This window comes from Mucilaginibacter sp. P2_D11, assembly GCF_056404435.1.
On record NZ_JBFUEA010000006.1, the window covers coordinates 40,132 to 64,282 of the forward strand.

Sequence of the window (24,151 nt, forward strand, 5' to 3'; positions counted from 1 at the left end):
CAGGCTTTTTTATGCTCCTTGCATAAGGGGCAGCCGGATAAAGACTGCCCGGGCAAAAACCGCCCATTTTGGCCCCACTGCAACAAATCCGTTACCCTCCGATAGAAATTGCAATCGATTGAATTATTAATAAGTAATTAGTAAAAAATTAGTTATAAAGTGCAATATTTGGGTTTACCAAGATGCCATTTATTAAATTTTAATATTATCTTTATTGCGTTATAAGTACGCAATGAGAACAAGCTTATCAAACAACTAATTACCAATTATATAAATATCAAAAAATGCGATTAAAAATTACCTTGCTGCTTGCGCTATGCGTTATGCTGTTTAGCTTTAGCAAAATACCGGTAAAGCCGCGAATACTGGTTTTTACCAAAACCAGCGGCTATCACCACGCCAGCATAGCTGTGGGCGTGCCGGCTATCATGAAATTGGGCGCAGAGAACAATTTCCTGGTGGATAGCACTTCTGATGCCAGCAAAATCAGCGAAGAAAACCTGAAGAAATACTCGGCAGTAGTATTCCTGAACACTACCGGCTATATGCTGGACAACTACCAGCAGGCCGACCTGGAACGCTACATGCAGGCAGGCGGTAACTTTGTTGGCGTACATGCCGCTGCCGATGCCGAATACGACTGGAAATACTACGGCCGCCTGGTGGGCGCTTACTTCGTAAGCCATCCTATGCAGCAGGAAGCTGTGTTGAAGATCGTAGATAAAAACCACCCCTCTACCCGCAACCTGCCCGATACCTGGACACGTAAAGACGAATGGTACAATTTCAAAAGCATCAGCCCCAAGATACACGTGCTCATCAATATTGATGAAACCAGCTACAAAGGCGGCATAAACGGTGCCAACCACCCAATGGCCTGGTACCAGAATTTCGAGAACGGCCGCTCGTTCTACACCGAACTGGGCCATACCGACGAATCGTACAGCGATCCTATGTTCCTGGGCCACTTGCTCGGCGGCATTAAATACGCCATAGGCGATAACAAACCGCTCGATTACAGCAAATGCACCACGCTGCGCGTACCTGAGACCAACCGTTTCCAAAAAACGCAGCTGATAACCGGCACTTTCTTCGAGCCTACCGAAATGGCCGTATTGCCCAATTTCGATATATTGGTATCACAACGCCGCGGCGAGATCATGCTGTATAAAAACAGCACTAAAACTGTTAAACAGGCAGGCTTTTTAGATGCCTACTGGAAAACGAAGCATACCAAAGGCGTTAATGCCGAAGAAGGGGTATTAGGTTTAAACATCGACCCTGATTTTAAAACCAACCACTACGTTTATATTTATTACAGCCCTGCAGATACATCGGTTAACCGCTTATCGCGTTTCACGATGACCGGCGACACCATCGATAACAAAACGGAGAAAGTAATTTTGCAGCTGTACTCACAGCGTGAGATCTGCTGCCATACCGGTGGTTCGATAGCGTTCGGTCCGGATCATATGCTTTACCTTTCTGCCGGCGATAACTCTACACCTTTTGACGAGCCGGGAAAAAAACCATACAACACCCGTGCATTCGCACCGCTGGATGACCGCCCTGAATTCATTAACCACGATGCACGTCGGTCAGCAGGTAACACCAACGATTTGCGCGGCAAGATCCTGCGTATAAAAATAAACCCAGACGGTACTTACAGCATCCCCGAAGGCAACCTGTTTAAACCAGGCACCCCCAAAACCCGCCCCGAGATTTATGTAATGGGCGATAGGAACCCTTACCGCATATCGGTAGACCAGAAGAACGGCTTCCTGTACTGGGGCGAGGTTGGTCCGGATGCACAGAAAGACAGCCTTGACACACGCGGCCCGCGCGGTTACGATGAGTTTAACCAGGCACGTAAAGCAGGTTTCTTCGGATGGCCTTTCTTTGTGGGCAATAACTATGCTTACCGCCCTTATGATTACGCAACAGGCGTATCCGGCGCACCTTTCGACCCGCTGCACCCTATAAACGACTCCAGGAACAACACCGGCTTGCGCGAATTGCCACCGGCACAACCGGCATTTATCTGGTACCCATATGCCGAATCTCCGGATTTCCCGCAAGTAGGTACAGGCGGCCGTAATGCTATGGCAGGCCCGGCTTACTATACAGATATGTTCCCGAAAGCAACCCGTTACCCGGATTATTTGAACAAAAAAGTAGTTTTTTACGATTGGATACGCGGCTGGATAAAATTGCTTACCCTGCAGCCAAACGGCGATTTGGATAAGATGGAGCCGTTTATGGCAGGCACCAAATTCAACAACGTAATTGATATGGAAACGGGCCCTGATGGCAGGATATATTTATTAGAATACGGCAGCGGCTGGTTCGCCAAAAACAAAGACGCAGGCCTGGCGCGTATAGATTACAACAATGGCAACCGCGCGCCCGAAGTAGCCTCTGTTGCTACCAGCAAAGCATATGGTGCCTTACCTTTAACCGTAGTGCTTACGGTAAAAGCAACCGACCCTGAGAAAAACAAGATGACTTACGTATGGGATTTGGGCAATGGCGTTAAAAAAACAACCACTTTGCCAAGGCTTACCTATACTTACACCAAAAAAGGCAACTATACCGTTTCTGTAGTAGCTAAAGACGAGTACGACGCCATCAGCGCGCCAAAAACGGTTGCTGTACTGGCCGGCCAGGATTCGCCTGATATGAAAGCCAAGGTAGCTAACATGAAAGCCAATGCAGCAGGCAAAGCTCTGATGCTATCGCTCGATTGCAGCGCCTGCCATAAAATAAGCGAAAAATCGGTAGGCCCTGCCTTTACCGAGGTAGCTAAGAAATACCCGGCCACTGCTGCATCTACTGCTCACCTGAGCAAGAAGATCGTAAACGGCGGCCATGGTGTATGGGGCGATGTGGATATGCCTGCCCACCCGGCATTGAAAGCTGCCGATACGCAAAAGATCATTAACTGGATATACTCACTTAAATAATAAAATTCTTTTCTTTGCAGCGGATATGATACCCCCATCATATCCGCTTTTTAATTTAATAATGAAACAACTATACACAGTCCTTCTATTTATGCTGGCCACTTTCGGCGCAGCATCCGCTCAAACGGGTACTAATTTTACGGGTACCGTTACTACTACAACCGCTACTCCTCTGCCTGGTGCTACCGTAAGCTTGTTGAATACCAACTATGCTACTACCACTAACCAGCATGGTAGCTTTACCTTTAAAAACGTACCCGCAGGTAGCTATACACTGCACGTAAGCAGCGTTGCTTACGCCGCAATCAGCAAAAACATTACCATCAGCGCAGGTGCGCAACCCATCAGCATACAGCTCAGCGAAGCAAGCAGCCGCCTGGACGAAGTAGTGGTTACCGCGCAAAAGCGCGAAGAAGGTGCCCAGCAGGTACCATTCAGTATCTCTACCCTATCGGCTAAACAGGTGCAGGATTATAAGATCTGGAACCTGAAAGATATTACCGCCATAGTACCCAACCTTTACTCGGCAGGCCCAGGCGATGACCGCAACGTTACCGGTATAAGGGGCGTTGCCACTACCTCTTACGATCCTGCTGTAGCTACGTACATTGACGGTGTAAACCAGTTTAGCCTGGATACTTACATCCCTCAGCTTTTTGATGTAGAACGCGTGGAAGTATTGCGCGGCCCCCAGGGCAGCCTTTATGGCCGCAATGCCATGGGTGGCGTTATCAACATCATCACCAAACAGCCAACCAACCAAACCACGGGCTTTGCCGAGGTGAACTTTGGCAGCTATGGGCAAAAACGCATCAGCGCGGGCATACGCACGCCGCTAATAGCCGATAAACTGTTCCTGGGTGTTGCAGGCCTGTACAACGGCTTTGATGGTTTTTATAACAACCAGTTCAACAGTACCAAGCTGGATAAGCAGCATTCGTTCCTGGGCAACTACTACCTGAAGTACCTGGCGTCGCAAACCTTTGCTTTGACATTGAACGTGAAGACGTACATCAACCGCAACAACGGCCCTTTTGCTTTATCGGGTTCGCCGGATGATGCTATCGGCTCGCCTTTCCAGGTGAACCAGAATGCTACTACCAAAATGATCGATAACACGCTGAATGCATCGTTATCGGCTAATTATACCGGCAAAGGTTTCAACTTTACCTCTAATACCGCTTACCAAAAAAACAACCGTTACTACCAGGTGCCTATCGATGGCGATTTCTCGCCGATTGATGGCGTTACGCTGATCAACAACTACGGGGCTGAATTCAATAAGGTGAAAGTAACCACACAGGAGTTCAGGTTCTCATCGCCTGCATCAGCAACCAACATCCGCTGGACGGCTGGTTTATATGGCTTCTACCGTTACGCACCAACTAAAACGGCAACGCATTTCGGTGCCGATGGCGAAATGGTAGGCGCACCCTTCCCTAACTTCAGCACTATCAATACCAATATCGAGCATAACTACGGCACGGCGCTATTCGGCCAGGTAACTTTCGTACTCGACCCAAAATGGGATTTGACTGCAGGCCTGCGCTACGATTACGAGCATAAGAAAGAAGAAGTAAAAGGCGAGTTCCAGATGGATAATGACCCTTCCCCTACCACTACGCAAAACGATACCTCATCAACTGCCAGCTTTAAGGCATTTACGCCGAAGCTGAGTCTGGCTTACCATGTATCAGATGCAAACAACCTGTATGCTACCTACAGCCGCGGTTTCCGCGCAGGCGGCATCAGTCAGCTTGGTGCCGACCCATCGCAGCCGCCATTGTTCGCTTACAAACCCGAATACAGCAACAACTTCGAAGTAGGCTCAAAAAACTTCCTGTTGGATAATAAATTAAGGGTGAACATAGCATTATTCTACATCTCTATTAACAATGCACAGGTGCCTACCCTGGTATTGCCGCAAGCTATTACCGTAACCAAAAACGCAGGCAAGCTGCACAGCAAGGGTGCCGAGCTGGAGCTTGCCACCACGGCCATCAAAGGCTTCGATATATCGTACAACCTGGGTTATACCCACGCCCGTTATACCGACCTTAACGTACCCAACAATGGCAGCGTAGTGAGCCTGAAGGGTAACCGCCAGGTTTATACGCCCGATGTTACCTCTATGCTGGCCATACAATACAATTACCATATAACGGCAGACGTTAAACTCATCGCCCGCGGCGAATGGAAATACCTCGGCAAGCAATACTTTGATTTAGGCAACAACGTAGAGCAAAAATCCTACAGCCTGTTCAACGCCCGTTTAGGCGTAAGCACTAAACAATTCGATGTATTTGTATGGGGCAGCAACCTGGGCAACAAACATTATATCGATTACGCTTACGATTTCGGCGCATCGCACCTGGGCAACCCAAGGATGTACGGCGTAACCTTGAGGACCAATTTTTAGTTTCTAATCCGTCTAATTCACAATACCACAACCGCCCCGGCAAACCGCCGGGGCGGTTTTTTTATAACCTGCTGTAAGGCATTGCCCTCACCGGCGACTAAGCCACCAAAAACCAAATTCACTTACAACATGAACCACACAAAAACAGGCTACACTTTAGGGGTAGCAGCCACAGCACTCATTTTAATATGGATAGGCATTTTCAAATTCACGCCCACCGAGGCAGCAGCTATTAAACCACTGGTAGAGAACAGCTTCCTGATGAGCTGGATGTATAAGATAGGCACCGTACAGCAGGTATCCAACTTCATCGGCTTTTTCGAAATAGTTACCGGCACACTGCTGATTGCCTCGTTATGGCAAACTAAGGCGGGATTAATCGGCGGCTACCTTACCATCATTATCTTCCTCACTACGCTGAGCTTTTTGGCTACCACGCCCGGCGTTTGGAAAACGGTTGACGGCGTACCCACTACCGAATTCTTCGTACTGAAGGACCTTGCCTACCTCGCCATCGGCTTGATGGTTATCGGCAAGCATTCGCCAAAAAAATAAAACCGGCAAGGTGCGGTTAACGTAAGTCACACTACATCTACCTATAGAAAAACAATCAAGATGATAAAAGAGTGGCTTTCGCCAGGATTCTTGTTCATAAATAAATAATAGAAATTTTAGGTGTGATCAGGAAAAATCCTCTTGCTGAAAAGCGGGGGATTTTTGTGTTTTTTATGCGTTTTTCTGCGGATTTCGGTGTTTTTTTGGAATTTTTGAGCATGCCTATTTCAGGTTTTTTGGGTGTTTTCTGCCAATTCTTGTCCAGTTTTTTCCAGCTTTTTGAACAATTTCTAAGGTAAATTTCCAGGAAATTCCAGGTTGATAAATGAGGTTTATCATGCTGAGGAACGAAGCATTTAATCATCACAAAGCAAAGCGGCTATGCAAGGTGGCTATTAGATCCTTCGCTATCGCTCAGGATGACAAAGGGAAAGCAAAGCGGCTATGCAAGGTGGCTAATAGATCCTTCGCTATCGCTCAGGATGACAAATCGGAGATAACAGGATGACAAATCCTTTCCCCAAAACGCAAAAAAGCCTCCCGTGTATCAGGAGGCTTTTGGTATATATAGGGGTGGTAATAGTTGCTTATTTCCAGCCACCGCCCAGGGAGCGGTACAATTCAGCTACGGCGCTTAATTGGGTACGTTTTACGGTAGCCAATTCCAGCTCGCCTTGTAACACATTGCCTTGTGCGGTAATTACCTCCAGGTAATTAGCCAGGCCATTCTTAAACAAGAGGTTGGCGTTGGCGGTTGCCTGCTGCAGGGTTTTTACGCGGTTGGCAGCAATGGCCTGCTGTTGTTTCAGCTTCTCTATCTTCACCAAAGCATCGCTCACCTCGCCTACTGCGTTCAGTACCGACTGGCGGAACTGCAGCACGGTTTTCTCGCGCTCTACCTTGGCAACTTCAAACTGAGTGCGCAACTGTTTCTTTTGTAACAGGGGCTGCACAACACCGCCTACTATTGTACCGAACAACGACGCAGGCAGGTTGAACCAGTTGCTGGCTTTGAAAGAGTTTACGCCACCGCTGGCCGTAATGGTTAAGGACGGATACATGGCGGCCTTGTTGATGCCCACGTTGGCATTGGCAGTAATAAGCGCCAGTTCCGAGCTTTTTACATCGGGCCTGCGGCTAACGATGGCCGATGGCAAACCCGCCGATAGATTATCGGGGATGGTTAAATCATCCAGTTTGGCACTGCGGGCAATCTTATCGGGCAGTTGGCCAGCCAGTATGCTCAGGGCGTTTTCCTGTATGGTAATATTCTGCTCAAATTGTGGCACCAATTGTTCTGCTGCCTGGCGTTGTGCTTCGGCTTGCTGCACGGCCAGGGAGGTTATCTGCCCGGCATCGTACTGTAAACGGATAATGCGCAGGGTGCTATCGTTCAGCCTCACGTTCCTTTGTGCAATGTTCAATTGCTCATCCAGCATCAACAGGTTATAATAACCTTGCGATACGCTGGCTACGATATTGGTTTGGATAGCCTTTTTGGCTTCGGCAGTTTGCAGATATTGCGCAAGGGCAGTACGCTGGCGATTCTTTATCTTACCCCATATATCAGCCTCCCATGAAAGGGCGAGGTTGGCAGAGTAGTCCTCTACATGGTTGGTACCGATACCGAATTGGCTGATGCTTAGGCCGGTAACGCTGTTATCGCTTGGGCGGTTGCTGCTGGCTGTTACGTTTAGAGCCAGGGTGGGCACATAATCCCATTTAACCCTGTTGAATAACAACTGCGATGATTCGATGTTCTTCACCGCTATCTGCATATCGTAGTTTTTGGCTATGGCGCTGTCTATCAGCTTCTGCAGGGTTACATCGGCAAAAAAATCCTTCCATTGTATATCGGCAATGCTGGTGGTATCGCCGGTGGCTGCCACGTTCCTGAACTCGGCAGGCAACGCCGGCTTGGGTGTTTCGACATCTTTCGAAACTGAACAGGCACTTAATACTAAAAGCATCAATGCTGTAAACCCGTTTATATATTTTTTCATTTTGTGTGTTGTTAAAGTTGTTAGCCTCGTAGCCTCACCCTGCCCTCTCCAAAGGAGAGGGTTCTAAAAGAGTTTCCTAAAGCCCCTCTCCTTTGGAGAGGGGTTGGGGTGAGGCTTTTATATCATTTCCGGTTTTAATTCATCAACATGCTTACCGTCGGTATTTTTATTCCGGTGCCTGTCGAACGGTACGCCGCTGATACGTTCCTGCAAATGCTGGAATATCACGAACAATACCGGTATAATGAACAAGCCCAGCAATACGCCGGATACCATCCCGCCTGCTGCACCGATACTGATAGAGTGGTTACCCTGGGCCGATGGACCGGTGGCAATACTCATCGGGAACAAGCCGAATACGAAGGCCAGCGAGGTCATCACTATTGGGCGTATCCTTAAGCGGGCGGCTTCGATAGCTGAATTTACCAGGCTCATGCCGCTGCGTCGTTTCTGTACCGCAAACTCTACTATCAGGATGGCATTCTTAGCCAGCAACCCGATGAGCATGATGAGCGCTACCTGTACGTAGATGTTGTTTTCGATACCGGTTAAGCCCAATACCGCAAACACACCAAACAAACCTGTAGGGATAGAAAGGATAACCGCCAATGGCAGAATATAGCTTTCGTATTGTGCCGATAACAGGAAGTACACGAACACCAAACACAGTAGGAATACCACGGTTGATTGCCCGCCCGATGATATCTCTTCGCGGGTTTGGCCAGAGAACTCGTAGGTAAAGCCGTCAGGCAGTTCCTCTTTGGCCGTTTCCTCAATCGCTTTGATGGCATCGCCCGAGCTATAGCCCGGTTTAGGGATGGCGTTTACTTCGATAGAGTTGAACAGGTTGTAACGTGAAGCCGTTTCTGAACCATAAACTCGGGTAAGTTTTACCAGGGTGTTTATCGGTACATTTTCGCCTTTGTTGTTTTTCACAAATACGCGGTCGATAGTGCTTGGGTCGGTGCGGTCTTTTACATCAGCCTGTACTACCACGCGGTAATATTTACCGAAACGGTTAAAGTCGGATGCTTGTGCCGTACCGAAGTAAGCCTGCATGGTAGAGAGGATGTCTTTAACATTTACGCCCAGTTGACTGGCTTTTTCGTCGTCGATATCCAATTGCAGTTGCGGATAATCGGCCTTGTACGATGTAAATGCGTAGGCAACAGCCGGTTTCTGCATCAGCTTGGCAATAAAATTATTGGTGATGCCGCTGAATTTATCCAGCTTGCCGTTGGTTTTATCCTGCAGTACCACATCCAATGCCTCAACGTTGCTAAAGCCCGGTACAGTTGGGAAACTGAACACGAAGAACGTGCCGCCGGGTACAGCGCCTAATTTGCCGCGAACAATATTCTGTATTTCATCGATATTCTTCACCTCGCCCCTATCATCGGTTGGTTTCAGCAACAGGAAGATAACACCGGCAGACGGGCTGCTGGATTGTGTTAAAAAGTTGAAACCTGATAAAGCGGTAACGAACCTGGCAGACGGCAGCGTTTTCAGCTGGTCTTCGGCTTGTTTGAATATCTTATTGGTACCGGCTAATGAAGTACCGGATGGCGTATTAACCGCGATAGCCACGAAGCCCTGATCCTCGGTTGGGATAAAGCCTGTTTTGGTACGGTTCACCATAAACACGGTAACAGCAATCAATACGGCAAGGCCTGCCATGCTTACCCATTTATTTTTGATAAGCACTTTTACGCCGCCAATGTACCTATCGGTAATGTAGTTGAAGCTACCGTTAAAGCCTGCATAAAACTTATCTGCAAAACCTTTTTTAGGCGCAGCCTGGCCATCGGCAGTATGTTTGTTCTTCAGAAACAGGGCCGCAAGGGCCGGACTCAAAGTTAACGCGTTAACAGCCGATATAATGATGGCAATAGCCATAGTAAGCGCGAACTGTTTGTAGAATATACCGGTAGAACCGCTCATGAAACTCACGGGCAGGAACACCGCAGCCATTACCAGGGTAATAGATATGATAGCACCGGTAATTTCGTGCATAGCCTCGGTAGTCGCCTTTTTAGGGCTCAGACTGGGGTCGTGTTCCATCTTGGCGTGCACGGCCTCTACCACCACAATGGCATCATCCACCACAATACCGATGGCGAGCACCAGCGCGAACAGGGTTAGGAGGTTGACCGAGAAGCCGAACAGGTTCATGAAAAAGAAGGTACCGATAATAGCTACCGGCACCGCAATGGCCGGGATAAGAGTTGAGCGGAAATCCTGCAGGAAGATGAACACCACGATAAACACCAGGATGAAGGCTTCTATCAAAGTGTGTTCAACCTGCTTGATGGATTCGTCCAAATCGGTTTTGGTGCGATAGAACTGATTGTATTTGATGCCCGGAGGGAAGCTTTTAGAGGCTTTCTCCATCAGCTTATCAATCTGTATCTGTATCTCGTTGGCATTAGAGCCGGATAACTGGATAATACCTAATATAACGCCATCGTGCCCGTCGAGGTTGGTGTAGCTATTGTACGAATAGGCGCCCAGTTCTACACGCGCCACATCTTTAAGGTGCAATACGCTACCATCGGCATTGGCGCGGATGGCGATGTTCTGGTATTCTTCGGGCTTGGTAAGCTTGCCTTTATATTTAATAACATACTCGAACGATTGGCCGCTGCTCTCACCGAAACGGCCCGGGGATGCTTCAAGGTTTTTATCCTGTATGGCGGCCATTACTTCGGCCGGGGTAACTTTGTAAGTGGCCATTTGCGTAGGGTTAAGCCATACACGCATGCTGTAATCTTTAACACCACCAAATACCTGTGCAGAACCTACGCCGGGGATACGTTTTATCTCGGGTATAATGTTTATCTGCGCGTAGTTAGCCACAAAGGTTTGGCTAAACTTGGTGGTGTCCTCGGTATAAATGGCTATTGCACCAATAAAGCTGTTTTGCTGCTTGGTAGTGGTAATACCGTATTGCACAACTTCGGCAGGCAGCTGGCTGGTAGCCTGCGAAACGCGGTTTTGCACGTTTACGGCTGCCTGATCGGGGTTGGTACCTTGTTTAAAGTAAACGGTAATACCCAATGAGCCGTCGTTACTGGCGGTAGAGGTCATATAGGTCATGCCTTCCACACCGTTAATGGCTTCTTCCAGGGAAGGTGTTACCGAACGCAATATGGTTTCGGCATTGGCGCCCGGGTAAACAGCGGTTACCAATACGGCCGGAGGGGCAATATTTGGGAAGCGCTCTAAGGGCAGTTTGGTTAGGCCGAGGATACCTACTATCACCAATAATATAGAGATAACTGTAGATAGTACCGGCCGTTCTATAAATTTTTGAAACATGGCTTTTTATGTTGTAGAGGCAAGATATAAGAACCAAGAGACAAGACGCCTCACAGCCTCCACTCTTCAATCCCTACTGGTCTTGACTCCTGATTCTTATATCTTGATTCTTATTTATTATTTCTGCTGAGCTACCGCAACAACTTTATCAGCCGCAACGGGCTGAGGTTGTATCACGGCGCCTTCCTGCAATTTATCGATGCCGGAAAGTACGATGCGGTCGCCTGCTTTAATACCGTCTTTAACCAGGTAGTTGTTGCCGCTTCTACCCTCGATGGTAATAGGCAGCTTTTTAACCTTGTTGCTATCGGCCACAGCCCAAACGAATATTTTGTCCTGCATTTCTACAGTTGCAGATTCGGGCACAATGAGCGCATCCTTATGCGGCAGGCTCAGGCGAATTTTGCCGGTGTTGCCGCTGCGCAATAAACCTTGCGGGTTGCTGAAGCTGGCCCTTAAGGTGATAGCGCCGGTGGTTTTATCAAACTGGCCGTCTATCATATCTATATGGCCCTGTTTGGCGTATTCGCTGTTATCAGATAACAACAGGGCTACAGCAGGCAGGTTAGCCAGCTTATCTTTAAGGCTTGCGCCGGGGTACTGCTCTTTAAAGGCCACGAAATCCTTTTCGCCTAAAGAGAAGTACACATGCACATCGTGTACATCTGATAATTGGGTAAGCGCGTCCACATCCTGCGGAGATACCAGGCTACCTTGTTTTTTAATGAGGCGGCCAATGTAACCGCTAACAGGTGCTTTTATAAGGGTATAACCCAGGTTGATTTGAGCTGTAGATACATTAGCCTTTGCCGATTCGATATTGGCTACTGCTACCTGGTAAGCTGCTTTGGCAGTTTTCAGCTGATAGTCTGATACTACTTTGTTGGCAACCAGCGGGGTAAGTTTATCAACTTCTAATTGTGCGTTGCCTGCTGCTGCCTGGGCTGCGTGTAAGGCGGCTAATGCATTGTTAAGGGCTGCGCGGTAAGGCTGTTCGTTTATTTTGAATATCGGCTGACCGGCAGACACGAATGCGCCTTCGTCGACAAATACTTTGTCCAGCGCGCCGCTTACCTGGGGGCGTATTTCTACGTTAACCGTTCCTTCTATAGAAGCAGGATATTCCTGGTAAGTGGTTTGGTTGCCCGATACTACGGTTGATACCGGTAAAGCAGGCGGCGCTGGGGCCGGCGGCGCTTGTTGACCTGGCGAGCAACTGAATAGTGCTATCGCTATGATGGCTATTAAGATACTTTTCATGATGATAATTAATTTTGAGCGTGAGTTTGTAGGGTTAATTGTTGCCCGGAGGCTATTGATGTAGATGGATTCGTTTGTATTGATGGTATTCATGGTGGTACGATGCAGGGCCTTTAATTTTTGATATTGTCAACGTATCGATGCAATGGTTATCAACATTGCATCAAATTAGATGTTATAACATCATTAAATGGTTTAACAGTGTTAAGTGATTGATATGAGTTGGTGTGTTTTGTTTCCATAGCTGTAGTTTTTAAATGTTAATAATGTAGATGCTTTATTTTTAACGATACCGGGCAGCCCGGTATCGCGTTCTTAATAACGTTAAGGCGTTATGCTCCTGATGATGCCGGTAATGGCATCGCGCAGCACTTGCCTGTTTATCTCGTCGCTGTTGCCCCTATCAAGCAAATTGATAGAAACCAAGCCGTGAACTATTGACCAAAAAGTGTAGTACTTGGTGCAAATAATCTCCGAGTCCATATCGTCAATCTTCATCAATTCGCCTATAGAAGCAGTGAAGATATCCCAGGGCAATTCAGCCTCGGGCAGTTTATTCACCATTTCGCATGCGCAGCTGGTAGTAATGCCAAACATGCCCTGGTACAGTTCCTTATTAGCAAACGCGAAGTTCCAGTAAGCAAGCCACATAGCCTCCAACTGGTCGGCCGGGCCGGTGTGTGCGTCCTTTGCTTCCTGCAATTCTTTTGCCAGCTTAAGATACCCCTGGCGGTTTAGTTCTAATAAAATCGCTTCCTTATTGGAAAAGTACTCGTATATGATGGGCGCGGTATATTCTATCTTGTCGGCAATCTTGCGCATGCTTAAAGCTTGCCATCCTTCTTCTTTCACTATACGTAAGGCAGCATCCAGGATGTTTGCCCTGGTTTCTTCCTTTAAACGTAGTATTCTGTCTTTACTTGCCATTGTCTTAATAACAACTATTAAATCATTTAACAGTGTTAAGCAAATGTACAGCGATAAATCGAACACCGTATAATTTAAATGTCATGAAGTAAAATAAGTCAACTTAGTTTACTAAATAAACACGAGTTGAGGGGATTTTTAACAGGATTTAGGGATTTTTAGGATTTAGCAGGATTAAAACTCTTGAAAATCCAACTATTTTTGACGCATCCAATGCATAAGATAAATCCTGTAAAATCTTTTTATCGCTAAATCTGTTTAATCCTGTAAAATCGTTTAATCCTCCAATCCTGTAAACTGATGGAAATAAAACCACTGATAGTAGAACGCACGCTGAATGCCCCGGCAAGCAAAATTTGGGAAGCCCTTACCAATAACGATAAGATGAAGCAATGGTATTTTAAACTGGAAAGTTTTGAGCCGAGGGTTGGCTTTGAGTTCAGCTTTGCCGGGCAGGGTGCCAAGGGCGAGAAATACATTCATAATTGCCGCATAACCGCTGTTGAGCCGGAAAAGAAGCTAAGCTATACGTGGCGATACGAAAATTTTCCGGGCGACTCCGAAGTGAGCTTCGAGCTCTTCCCGGAGGGAGACAAAACCCTGGTGCGCATTACCCACACCGGGCTGGAAACCATGCCGCAGGACAGCCCCGATTTTGCCCGAGACAGCTTCTCTAAAGGCTGGAACTACATATTGGGCGAAAGCTTGAAGAAGTTTGTAGAGGGCTAAAATACATATAGGTAAAAGGGCCGCCTAGGTAAATTGCAGCGGCCCTTTCCTATTATTCGGTTTTTAAGCTTTTTACCGGGTTGGTTAAGGCTGCTTTTACGCTTAGCCATGATACAGTCGCAAAGGCAATTACCAGCACGGTTAAGAACGGTATGATAAACAACACCGGGTTGATACTGATACGGAAGGCGTAACTTTCGAGCCATTTGCTGATGGCGTACCAGCCCAGCGGTGCCGATACTAAAAAGGACATCAAAATCAGCAGCGCAAAATCTTTATAAAGCAGTTGCAATATTCCGTTTACCGATGCGCCAAGCACCTTGCGGATGCCTATCTCTTTGGTGCGCTGTACTATGGTGAACGATACCAGGCCGAATAAACCTAAACAGGCCACAAAGATGGCTATTACGGTAAATATGCCGAACACCTGCCCAAAGCGCTGATCGGCTTTGTATTGGTCATTGAAGTGCTCATCCAGAAAAAAGTAGTCGAACTGATCGCCGGGGAAGAACGAATCCCAGTTGGTTTTTAAGGCGGCGATGGTTTGTGCTACGTTGGTAGCGCTTACTTTTACCGATACATCTCCCCTTACATCGGGTATGCAGCGGAAAATGATGGCATCATAAGTATCCCGCAGGGATTGCTGGTGAAAATCGTCCACCACGCCTATTATCGTATAAACATCGCCCCAAAAGTCGATGCGTTTGCCAAGTGCCTTCGTAGGATCGGTAAAGCCAAGCCGGTGTACAGCCGTTTTGCTGAATACCACGGTTTTAGGGTCGGTGGTGAATTCTTTGGAGAACCTGCGGCCCGCAATCAATTTCAGGTCGTAAGCGGTGAGGTAATCATAATCGCCACCAATAATGCGGTACTGATCCGCCGTATTATCGGGGGCACCTGTAAGTTTTATACCACCCGCGTTCCAGCCTACCGCTTCGCCCGGTACCGATGTAGATACCGTGATGCTTTTGATGGATGGCTGTTTCAGGCATTCCTGTTTAAATGCGCTCATGCTGCGGTAAAAAGAATCTACCTTAACCAGCGGGGCTTTTATCACCAGGGTTTGGTCGATAGTTACGCCCAGTTTCTGGGTTTGCATATAGGTTATCTGCCGGTACACGGTTAGTGCGCCTATCAGCAGGAATATAGAAGCTGCAAACTGGAAGATCACCATCCCCTTGCGTAGAATGATACCTTTTGGCGATGCAGTTAATTTACCTTTCATCACCTCTATCGGTTTAAATGCCGATAATACGATGGCTGGGTAAAAACCCGAGAAAAAGGTACCCACCACAAATATCCCTAGCACAGTAGCCCAGAAGCCGGGTTTTGCAAACAAGGCAAAGCCTATATCTACACCGGCAATATTGGCCATTATAGGCAGGCAAACAGCAATGAAGGCTATGGCAAGCAGCACCGCCAGTCCGTTCAGGAACATAGCCTCGAGCATAAACTGCGTTACCAGCTGCGCTTTGGCCGAACCAAGCGTTTTGCGCACGCCCACCTCTTTTGCGCGACCAATGCCGCGGGCCGTGGCCAAATTGATGTAGTTTATCCAGGCAATAATGATAACGAAAATGGCGATGCCCAGCAACAGATAAACAGATTTACCATCGCCGTTCGCTTGTATCTCGAACATTCGGTTAGAGTACAGGTGGATGCTCGGCATGGGCTGCAAGGTATATATTGCGCTCGCGCCCGAGCTGGCAATTTGCTGGTATGCTTTTTTTACGATAGGTAAAAATTTGGTCTCTACGGTTTTAGGATCAACGCCTGGCTTTAATAATAGGTAGGTAGTGCAGCCATCGTTGTACCAGGCATTATCCAGGTTATAGCCGTCCCTCGGCGGGTTTTCTTTCAGCAGGGTGCTATATGATTGTAAAACATCGAAATTCAGGTGCGTGTTGGCCGGCATGTTTTTCATTACGCCGGTAATTTTTAGCAGCTTGGTAGTATTAAGCGTTAAGGTTTGCCCGACTACATCAGTGCTATGAAAAAGCTTCATGGCCACATCTTCGGAAATCACCACCGAGTTTGGCTCTATTAAGGCGGTGGCCGGATTGCCACTTAGCAAGGGGTATGTGAATAGTTTGAAAAAGGCGGGGCCGCAGTAGAAATCCTTCTTGACGACGATTTTTTCGTCCTTATAATTAGCCAGCGCGTTGCCGGCGGGTACCAGCTTTACAAAATCCTCTACTTCCGGTATTTCGGCTTTGAAGGCGCTGCCTGCAGCGAAGGCACCACCGGCCCACTGGGTGCTCAATTTGCCTTTATCGTACCTATCCTGGTTAATGCGATAAACACGGTCTTTATTCGCATGGAAATTGTCGTAACTCAACTCAAAGCTTACGTACTGCAATATGAGCAGGCAAGCCGCCATACCAATGGCGAGGCCGAAAATATTGATAAAAGAGAACGCCTTGTTTTTGGACAGGTTGCGGAACGCGATAAGGAAATAGTTTTTAAGCATGGCTTATCAGTTTGGTAAAACTGATAAAGCTAAAAGAATACCAATTAGTTAATTAATTGACAATAAATCAATTAACTAACTTTAACAACTACTAATGCGTTCGGATTTAATACATCAACTGTACGATATCGTACAGTTGATGTCAAAGTTTTTTAATTCGTAGTATTCGCGCAATTGGTGTCAATTACAATCTCACCACCATTGCCTTCCCTGTATAAACTACGCTTTTATCAATCTTATCTGCAGTGCCTGTGTTTGAGCCATGCGCGCCTTTTACCAATACGATATTAAACGTGTGCTTTTTCAGCATGCCTTTAAAACTGCCCTTAGTGGCCGAAATGCTCAACTGTTGCAGTTTATCATTCCAGTTTAAAGTGAAAGTAGCCTTTGCTCCTTTTTCGTAGTTATAATTGTCATTCTCGTCTTCGTAGTATTTAAAGCTGCCGTTTGCGCCGGGGTAAATGCGCAGCTCTATCTTATCGGCCGGTTTTTCGGTAGCATATTGCATTACCGGGCCCATGGGGACAATAGAACCTGCGCGTACGTACAGCGGCATCATGTCCATAGGCACATCAACCGTTAGTTTCTGCCCGCCATTGTTAATCTCGCCCGTCCAGAAGTTGTACCAGGTGGTGCCTGCCGGCAAGTACACCTCACGTGTTTTGGCTTTGCCGGCAGCGCCTGCGCCGGTATATAGCTGCGCGGTAACCGGATTCACCAAAAAGGCCGGACCGAACATATACTGATCGGGGATGCTGTAAACGTTGGCATCCTTTTGGAAATCGAACGTAAGGGCGCGCATCATGGTGTAATTTTCGGTGTTTACGCGGCCAGCCAGCGAGTAGATATATGGCAGCAAACGATAACGCAGCTTATCGAATTTAAGCAACGTAGCACGGGTATCTTCATCCCAATTTTTGGAGAAGATGGCCCGCTCCCCTTTTCCGTGGATGCGGAATATCGGGCTGAACGCCCCAAACTGGAACCAACGGGTAAACAGTTCCCTAAACTCGGGTTTAGACCAATCGGGCGCCTTCCAGCCGTAATGGTAGCCGCCGATATCTGATGTCCAGTACGGGATGCCCGATGCGCAGGCGTTGATGCCCTGCGGTACCTGGTTCTTGAAGTTGGCGAAAGTACATTCGATATCTGATGACCATAGCGTGGCAGCATTGCGCTGCTCACCCGCGAAAGACTGCCTCACCAAAAAGAACGCCCGCTTGCCGGGGATATCCCTGCGCCAGCCTTCGTACACGCCCTTGGTATGTTGTAGTGAATAGGTGTTAAAATAATCGATACCCTTGCCGGTGTAAAAGTTTGCTTTGCGGCGTTCATCAAGCAGGGCACCGTTATCGGGTTCGCACTGATCTATCCACCAGGCATCCCAGCCATAGCGTTTTACCAGGCTATCGCGGGCCTGTGCCCAGTATAAATCGCGCGCCTTGGGGTTGTGCGCATCGTAATAAGTATCGAAGGTGTGTGTAACCACATTATCCCAGGTAATACTGGTGAGGCCGCCCATTTTATCCAGCGCATCGTAGTTGGGCGTGCCCTTGCCAAATACCGGCCATATCGAAATCATGGCGTGCAGGTTGGCTGCGTGCAAGGAATCGATCATTTGCTTGGGATGCGGGTAACGCTCGGGTTTCATGATGTGCGAGCCGATAGGCAACGGATCCCAGTAGTACCAATCCTGCACCAGCACATCCACCGGAATGTGATTGTTGCGGTAATTATCTTTAACGGTGAGTATCTCGGCTTCGCTCAGATACCTGTCCTGCGACTGGAAAAGCCCGTAGGCCCATTTCCCGAACATGGGGGCGCGGCCGGTTGCGGTGCGGTACAGATCGATAATATGATCGAAACCGGGGCCGTAGAAAAAGTAATAATCTACCTGTTTGCCGCTTTCTGATACGTATTTGAACTTGGTGTTACCGTCCTCGGCACCGTAAAAATTAGAGGCGGAATAATTATCCCACATCAACCCGTAGCCTTGGGTAGAGAGCATCACCGGGATAGCACCCGTAAGGTATTTGATGGCCATATCCTGGTTGCGGCCTTTGTAGTTGATAGAAAGGGAATCGAGTGGGTGGCAGCCCATACCATAAAGGGCCTCATTGGCCGGAGAAACGAATTGCGTAGTACAATTATAAGTGCTGATGCCCGCGATGGTAGCCGGGGCCATGGCCTTATTGCTGCTTGCTTCGGCTGTAATTACCTTGCCGGTTAAATCGCAGTAGGTAACGGCATTGGTAGCCTTGTTTATTTTAAGCTTGAGTTTGGCGGTTGTTATCGTCACTTCGGTTTTGCCATCGGTAACGGTAAAAGATGTAGCCAGCGGCCATTTGTTGTTTACCACAAGCGACTCTTTAGCAGAGAAACTATCAAAGATAGTGTACTTTACCTCTACTATATCCGCCTGGCGGATATTGAGCTGCATTAAGCCTTTATCCAGCTTAAAAGTTACGCCTTTGGCATTTTTGGTATAAGAGATAACAGCCGCCTCTGCGCTAATGAAACCAATAACAATGCAGAACAGTAGCAGTGCCGATTTCCTAAAAAAAGAATTTATCCTGAACATAGAAAATAAATAATAATTGATTTTTTAAAAATAGGCACAGCTTACAAAAGCTGATGGTGTCAATTGTACATATTAATACCAAAAATGTTAAGCAGGGACAATGAAAGGTTAATAATGTATCAATTTTAGCATCCCAAGGGATAAAAAACGCAGGGACTGGCGTAAATAGCGGAATTTTTGAGGCTTTTGTTAGTCGGAAAGTACGTTATGCCGTCCATAGGACTCGTTCGGAGAAATCTTTTCGGTACCCTACACGGCGTGGACGACATGTAAAGCGGGTTGGCAAAGTGGTGGCTTTTCTGATGAGGTTCTGAAACAATCAGAATGACGACTGGTGGTACTCGCCCTACCACAAAAAAAAACGCCCCGGTGAATCCGGGGCGCTTTTTGTAAGCTTAATAGTTATTAATATAATTAAACAACTTTTACTTTCACTGCGTTTAAGCCTTTTCTGCCGTTTTCTACTTCGAACTCAACTTTATCGTTTTCACGGATTTCGTCGATTAGGCCTGTTGAATGAACAAATACGTCAGCACCGCCACCGTTAGGTGTGATAAAGCCAAAACCTTTTGTCTCATTGAAAAATTTTACTGTTCCTTCTTTTTGCATTATTTTATTTATTAAAGTGCAAATGTAGGGATAATAATCGGCATTCGGGCAATATTGCCGAATCATACATTTGCAAGACTTTGATTTTAGGCTACTATAGAAAGGTGGCGGCCATGCAGGGTATCTTCGGAATCTTTTACGATGCCGCGTATCTTTTCGTCCAGCTCGTTCACGGTAAGCTCCATCATCTCGAAATAATTGAAGTAGATATTCTCCATCTTCAGCAAATCCATAATACCCATCAGTGAAGCTACCGGTCGGCGCAATTCGTGCGATTGCATCATGGCTATGCGCTGCAGGGCCTCGTTTTGTACGTTGATATAAGCCTCCTGGCGTTTGCGGTGCGTAATATCGGTAGAGTTGAGGGATACGCCTATCACGGTACCCTCGTCATCGCGCACGGGCACAAAGGTGGTTACTTTCCAGCATTCCAGCGGCGTACCGGGCATCAGCAGCCATTCGCGCTTGATGGAGCGGCCCGTAAGCGCGATACTGAAATACTTCTTGAACTGGTTAAGGATGGCCGGCTCGGTGTAGGTGAGTATCGATTCGCCTATACAGAGCTTATGCTTATAATTACTGCGGAGGAATATAGCAGCCGAGCGGTTGAAGGCCAGCACGTCATAATTGCGCCCAACCAAAATATGGGTATCGTTAGAACTATCAAAAATTGCCTTTAGCTTTATCTCGTACGCTTTAACGGCCTGCATTTGCTCATGCTCTTTCTGATACTGATGCTCCAGGTTATTCAGGCTCCATTGCAGCTCCATCAAATTAACTATCTGCGTGGCCAGTACTCTTAAAGATTGTTTTTGGTGGTCGGTTAATTCCCGGGGTTGCATATCAATGGCGCAAAGGCTACCCACAGCAAAACCGTCTTTGGTGATAAGCGGTGCGCCCGCATAAAAACGCACATGAGGCTCGCCCGTAACCATCGGGTTGCTGTTGTGGTCAATATCCTTTAAAAGATCCGGGATGATAACCAGTTGGGTTTGTTTAATAGTGTTGTTGCAAAAAGAAACGCTGCGAGGGGTGCATTCTACCTCGGTACCTACCGATGCCTTAAACCACTGCACATCCTTATCAAGCAACGTTACCAGAGCCACGGGGGTTTCGCAAATGGCTGCGGTAAGGCTCACCAGCTCATTCAAATCTTTTACGATGCCGGCATCAAGGGTTTTAAACTTGTTTACCGCATTAAGGCGTAACTGCTCGTTATCTTTCATGGCAGAGATTACAAATAAATAATCGATTTTGTTTATCCGGGTATGGCAAAAGCGCCGCCAGAGTTAAAACCGTGCAAAAGCAATCATTATCCAGCCATAAAAAAGCGCCCAGCTTGTGCTAGGGGCCCTGCTGAAACAATTACTCGCACCGCTCCCATCTATGCAACTTTATCCTTAACCTTTCAGCACATTCCTTAGTTATAACCGGTATAAAGGGCGCAACGGAAAATATTAGTATTATATGTAAGATATACGGTTAAACTTTTGAGGCGGTTTGCCTGCATTCGATTATTTTTGCGGCCGATGAAAGCATTTATATTCGACCTTAACGGCACTATGGTAAACGATATGCCCTACCACGCCACCGCCTGGAAACGCGTAGCCAACAAAGTATTGGGCGGTAGTTTTACCGATGAGCAGATAAAGCAGAACATGTACGGCAAAAATGCCGAAGTATTGGTAAGGCTGTTCGGCGAGGGCAAATTCAGCCCCGAGGAAATGGATAAATTATCTGAGGATAAAGAAGAACAATACCGCCGCGAATTCATCAGCGAACTGGCACTGCTGCCCGGCCTTGGCGAGTTTTTGGAGCGTGCGCACCAAGCCGGTATCCCGATGGCTATAGGTTCGGCGGCTATCCCATCCAATATCGATTTTGTGCTGGATAACCTCAACATCCGTCATTACTTTAAGGCTATCGTAAGCGCGCACGACGTTACCCATAGCAAACCCGACCCGGAATCATTCATCAAACCGGCTGCCTTATTGGGCGTAAAACCAGAGGACTGCATCATTTTCGAAGATGTACCCAAAGGTGCCGAAGCGGCCCGCAATGCCGGCATGAAGGCCGTTATCCTGACGACCACCCACCCCATCGAAGATTTTGCTGCGCTAGACAATATTCTGCACTTCGCGCCCGATTTTAATGACGATTATATAAAAGGATTGGTGTAACTTGTAGGCAAATTAATAACCAATTGAAAAACCTGAACATCTTTATTTTGCTTGCACTATTTGTTACGTGCTTGCTATCCTCCTGCTCAAAACAATATTATGCACCGGGATTATTTCAAAACGACGTGCAGTTGATGATTAAGCCACAATCGCAGGATTCTGTAAAAAGCAGGGTTTATATATCAGGCGTATTGTTAACGCAAAGCGGCGCATCCGGCCAGGGGTCTTCAACCAGCGGTTTATTAAACATTTACCAGTCGCATACACTTAAAAACGTAAACCTAAGCTATGGTGTTTTGGGCTACACGGGCGGTTACAGCAGAAACGAAAGCAGCAGTACAACTAACAGCAGCGGGCAAACCCAAACTACCGAAACTCATATTTCTAAAAGTTTTACCGGTTACGGCTTTAACGGTTCTGCGTCTGTATACTTCAGTAATGCCCTCGTTGATTTCAGGGTGTTGGGTGCAGATTTGGTTTACACCCACGAAAGCGGCGATTACCTTGCTTTCCGGAAATCGGTATACGGCCAGCCTGATATCCTAAGTTCTCCGCGTGCCGACATGTTAACCTACGGCATTTTTACCGAATATGTGTTCCACCCAAAAGCCGATCTTAATTTTGGCTTTAAGGTATTTTTCAATAAAACTACGGGCAAGGTAAACCAGGATCTGCAAAACGCAAATAATTCTTACGAAAATGGCTTTTACACCACGGGCGGCTCATTCTTTGCCGAATTTAACCGTATCAACGTGCATGCTACCACGGCATTCGCCTCAAATTTAATTGCGGGCGGGATCCAGTTGGGTGTGGGTTATAGCTTTTAAACCGAGTATACCGATTGCACGGCATCGCGCAGGTTATAATGCGATGCCATTACCTCGCCGTAAGCGCCTGCAGTACGCACGGCAATCAAATCGCCACGGAAAGACTCAGGCAGGTCAACATCCTTACGGAAACAGTCTGTACTTTCGCAAATGGGGCCTACTACGTCGTATTTTAGTGAGTGGTAAGTTGGGAGTGGTGAATGGTTCCCTTCTTCTTGATTCTTGTCTCTTGATTCTTGACTCTTATCTTGACTCAAATTCTCAATAACATGGTACGCCTGATACAGCATGGGGCGCATCAGCTCAGTCATGCCGGCATCCAGTATCAGGAAGTTCTTCTTCTGCCCTATTTTTACGTAAAGCACGCGCGATATCAGCGAAGCCGATTGCGCCACCAATGCGCGGCCCAGCTCAAAATGCACCTCCTGACCGGGTTTTACATTTAGGAACTTTTTGAACACCTTAAAGTAGCTTTCAAAATCAGGAATGGTGTTACCGTCCGGATTGTGGTAATCAACACCTAGTCCGCCGCCTGTGTTTAATATTTTTATCGCGAAGCCATGGTTCTCGAACCAGTCCTGCATTTCGTTGATGCGGATGCAAAGGCTTTTGTACACCTCCATATCCGTAATCTGCGAACCGATGTGGAAATGGATACCTAAAAACTTAAGGTTGGCGCATTTGCGCAGCATTACCACCACATCGTGCAGTTGCCAGGTATTGATGCCGAATTTGTTTTCATCCAACCCGGTGGTAATGAAATGGTGCGTATGCGCATCAACATTGGGGTTTATGCGGATGGCAACCCCGGCCACTTTACCTTTTGCTTTCGCCAGACCGTCAATAATCTCCAGTTCCTGTATCGATTCTACATTGAAGCAGAAGATATCAGCATCAAGCGCCAGGTTTATCTCTTTATCAGATTTACCCACGCCTGCAAAAACTACCTTGCTTTTATCAAAACCATGCTCAATAGCGGCTTTCACCTCGTTACCGCTCACGCAATCGGCCCCAAAACCGTACGACTGTACAGCATCAACCACCTTAGTATTAAAGTTAGCCTTCATGGCATAATGCACATGGAAACCATATTGCGACGACGCATCGCGACAGGCATCCAGCGTTTGCCGCAACACATCCATGTTGTAGTAATAAAACGGGGTCTCAATCCCCGCAAAGCGTTCTATGGTATTTTGTTTGAACATTTTGTCTTCTTCCTTTTGTGTGCTTCCGTTAGCCTCACCCTGCCCTCTCCAAAGGAGAGGGTTCTAATTTTTTTCTTTTTTAAGTCCTCTCCTTTGGAGAGGATT

Annotated in this window: 15 protein-coding genes; 6 read left to right on the forward strand and 9 right to left on the reverse strand. The window is 47.2% G+C overall.

Features of this window, described 5'->3' with window-relative positions; all coding sequences use genetic code 11:
- Positions 1-284: 284 nt before the first annotated feature.
- From AC1DXC_RS10500 to AC1DXC_RS10510, 3 genes are all read left to right on the forward strand, one after another.
- The gene (locus AC1DXC_RS10500) at positions 285-2,963 is read left to right on the forward strand and encodes a ThuA domain-containing protein (RefSeq protein WP_477459105.1); all 2,679 of its coding nucleotides are present in this window, start codon (positions 285-287) and stop codon (positions 2,961-2,963) included.
- A 61-nt stretch (positions 2,964-3,024) separates the two neighbouring features.
- Positions 3,025-5,382: a TonB-dependent receptor gene (locus tag AC1DXC_RS10505; protein ID WP_477459106.1), complete on the forward strand. Its 2,358-nt coding sequence runs from the start codon at positions 3,025-3,027 to the stop codon at positions 5,380-5,382.
- A gap of 129 nt (positions 5,383-5,511) precedes the next feature.
- Positions 5,512-5,937, forward strand: coding sequence for a DUF417 family protein (locus AC1DXC_RS10510; RefSeq protein ID WP_477459107.1), 426 nt, complete (start codon positions 5,512-5,514; stop codon positions 5,935-5,937).
- Positions 5,938-6,524: 587 nt separating this feature from the next.
- On the opposite strand, the gene AC1DXC_RS10515 is transcribed toward AC1DXC_RS10510, so the two are convergent.
- From AC1DXC_RS10515 to AC1DXC_RS10530, 4 genes are all read right to left on the reverse strand, one after another.
- Positions 6,525-7,940 (reverse strand): efflux transporter outer membrane subunit, encoded by a 1,416-nt coding sequence (locus AC1DXC_RS10515; RefSeq protein WP_477459108.1) that lies wholly within the window; start codon positions 7,938-7,940, stop codon positions 6,525-6,527.
- A 117-nt stretch (positions 7,941-8,057) separates the two neighbouring features.
- Positions 8,058-11,258 carry an efflux RND transporter permease subunit gene (locus tag AC1DXC_RS10520; protein WP_477459109.1) on the reverse strand — a complete coding sequence of 1,067 codons (3,201 nt, stop codon included), beginning with the start codon at positions 11,256-11,258 and terminating at the stop codon, positions 8,058-8,060.
- Positions 11,259-11,375: 117 nt separating this feature from the next.
- Positions 11,376-12,518 (reverse strand): efflux RND transporter periplasmic adaptor subunit, encoded by a 1,143-nt coding sequence (locus AC1DXC_RS10525; RefSeq protein WP_477459110.1) that lies wholly within the window; start codon positions 12,516-12,518, stop codon positions 11,376-11,378.
- Between the two features lie 324 nt (positions 12,519-12,842).
- Positions 12,843-13,445, reverse strand: a complete 603-nt coding sequence (locus AC1DXC_RS10530; RefSeq protein ID WP_477459111.1) for a TetR/AcrR family transcriptional regulator — start codon at positions 13,443-13,445, stop codon at positions 12,843-12,845.
- Positions 13,446-13,745: 300 nt separating this feature from the next.
- Between AC1DXC_RS10530 and AC1DXC_RS10535 the strand changes: the two genes are divergently transcribed.
- Positions 13,746-14,174 (forward strand): SRPBCC family protein, encoded by a 429-nt coding sequence (locus tag AC1DXC_RS10535; protein ID WP_477459112.1) that lies wholly within the window; start codon positions 13,746-13,748, stop codon positions 14,172-14,174.
- Positions 14,175-14,226: 52 nt separating this feature from the next.
- Here the strand turns inward: AC1DXC_RS10535 and AC1DXC_RS10540 are convergent, their stop codons facing one another.
- From AC1DXC_RS10540 to AC1DXC_RS10555, 4 genes are all read right to left on the reverse strand, one after another.
- On the reverse strand, positions 14,227-16,644 hold the full coding sequence (locus AC1DXC_RS10540; RefSeq protein WP_477459113.1) for an ABC transporter permease: 2,418 nt from the start codon (positions 16,642-16,644) through the stop codon (positions 14,227-14,229).
- A gap of 184 nt (positions 16,645-16,828) precedes the next feature.
- On the reverse strand, positions 16,829-19,225 hold the full coding sequence (locus AC1DXC_RS10545; protein WP_477459114.1) for a glycoside hydrolase family 31 protein: 2,397 nt from the start codon (positions 19,223-19,225) through the stop codon (positions 16,829-16,831).
- Between the two features lie 414 nt (positions 19,226-19,639).
- Positions 19,640-19,834 (reverse strand): cold-shock protein, encoded by a 195-nt coding sequence (locus AC1DXC_RS10550; protein WP_133234509.1) that lies wholly within the window; start codon positions 19,832-19,834, stop codon positions 19,640-19,642.
- Between the two features lie 86 nt (positions 19,835-19,920).
- Positions 19,921-21,060, reverse strand: a complete 1,140-nt coding sequence (locus AC1DXC_RS10555; RefSeq protein WP_477459115.1) for a GAF domain-containing protein — start codon at positions 21,058-21,060, stop codon at positions 19,921-19,923.
- Between the two features lie 303 nt (positions 21,061-21,363).
- On the opposite strand from AC1DXC_RS10555, the gene AC1DXC_RS10560 reads away from it, so the two are divergent.
- Positions 21,364-22,014, forward strand: coding sequence for an HAD family hydrolase (locus AC1DXC_RS10560; protein WP_477459116.1), 651 nt, complete (start codon positions 21,364-21,366; stop codon positions 22,012-22,014).
- Positions 22,015-22,148: 134 nt separating this feature from the next.
- Complete coding sequence (locus AC1DXC_RS10565; RefSeq protein ID WP_477459117.1) at positions 22,149-22,841, forward strand: hypothetical protein; 693 nt, start codon at positions 22,149-22,151, stop codon at positions 22,839-22,841.
- Here AC1DXC_RS10565 and lysA read toward each other — a convergent pair.
- Positions 22,838-24,046, reverse strand: a complete 1,209-nt coding sequence (gene lysA / locus AC1DXC_RS10570; protein WP_477459118.1) for a diaminopimelate decarboxylase — start codon at positions 24,044-24,046, stop codon at positions 22,838-22,840. The two genes, AC1DXC_RS10565 and lysA, sit on opposite strands and share 4 nt — an antisense overlap.
- Positions 24,047-24,151: the final 105 nt, after the last annotated feature.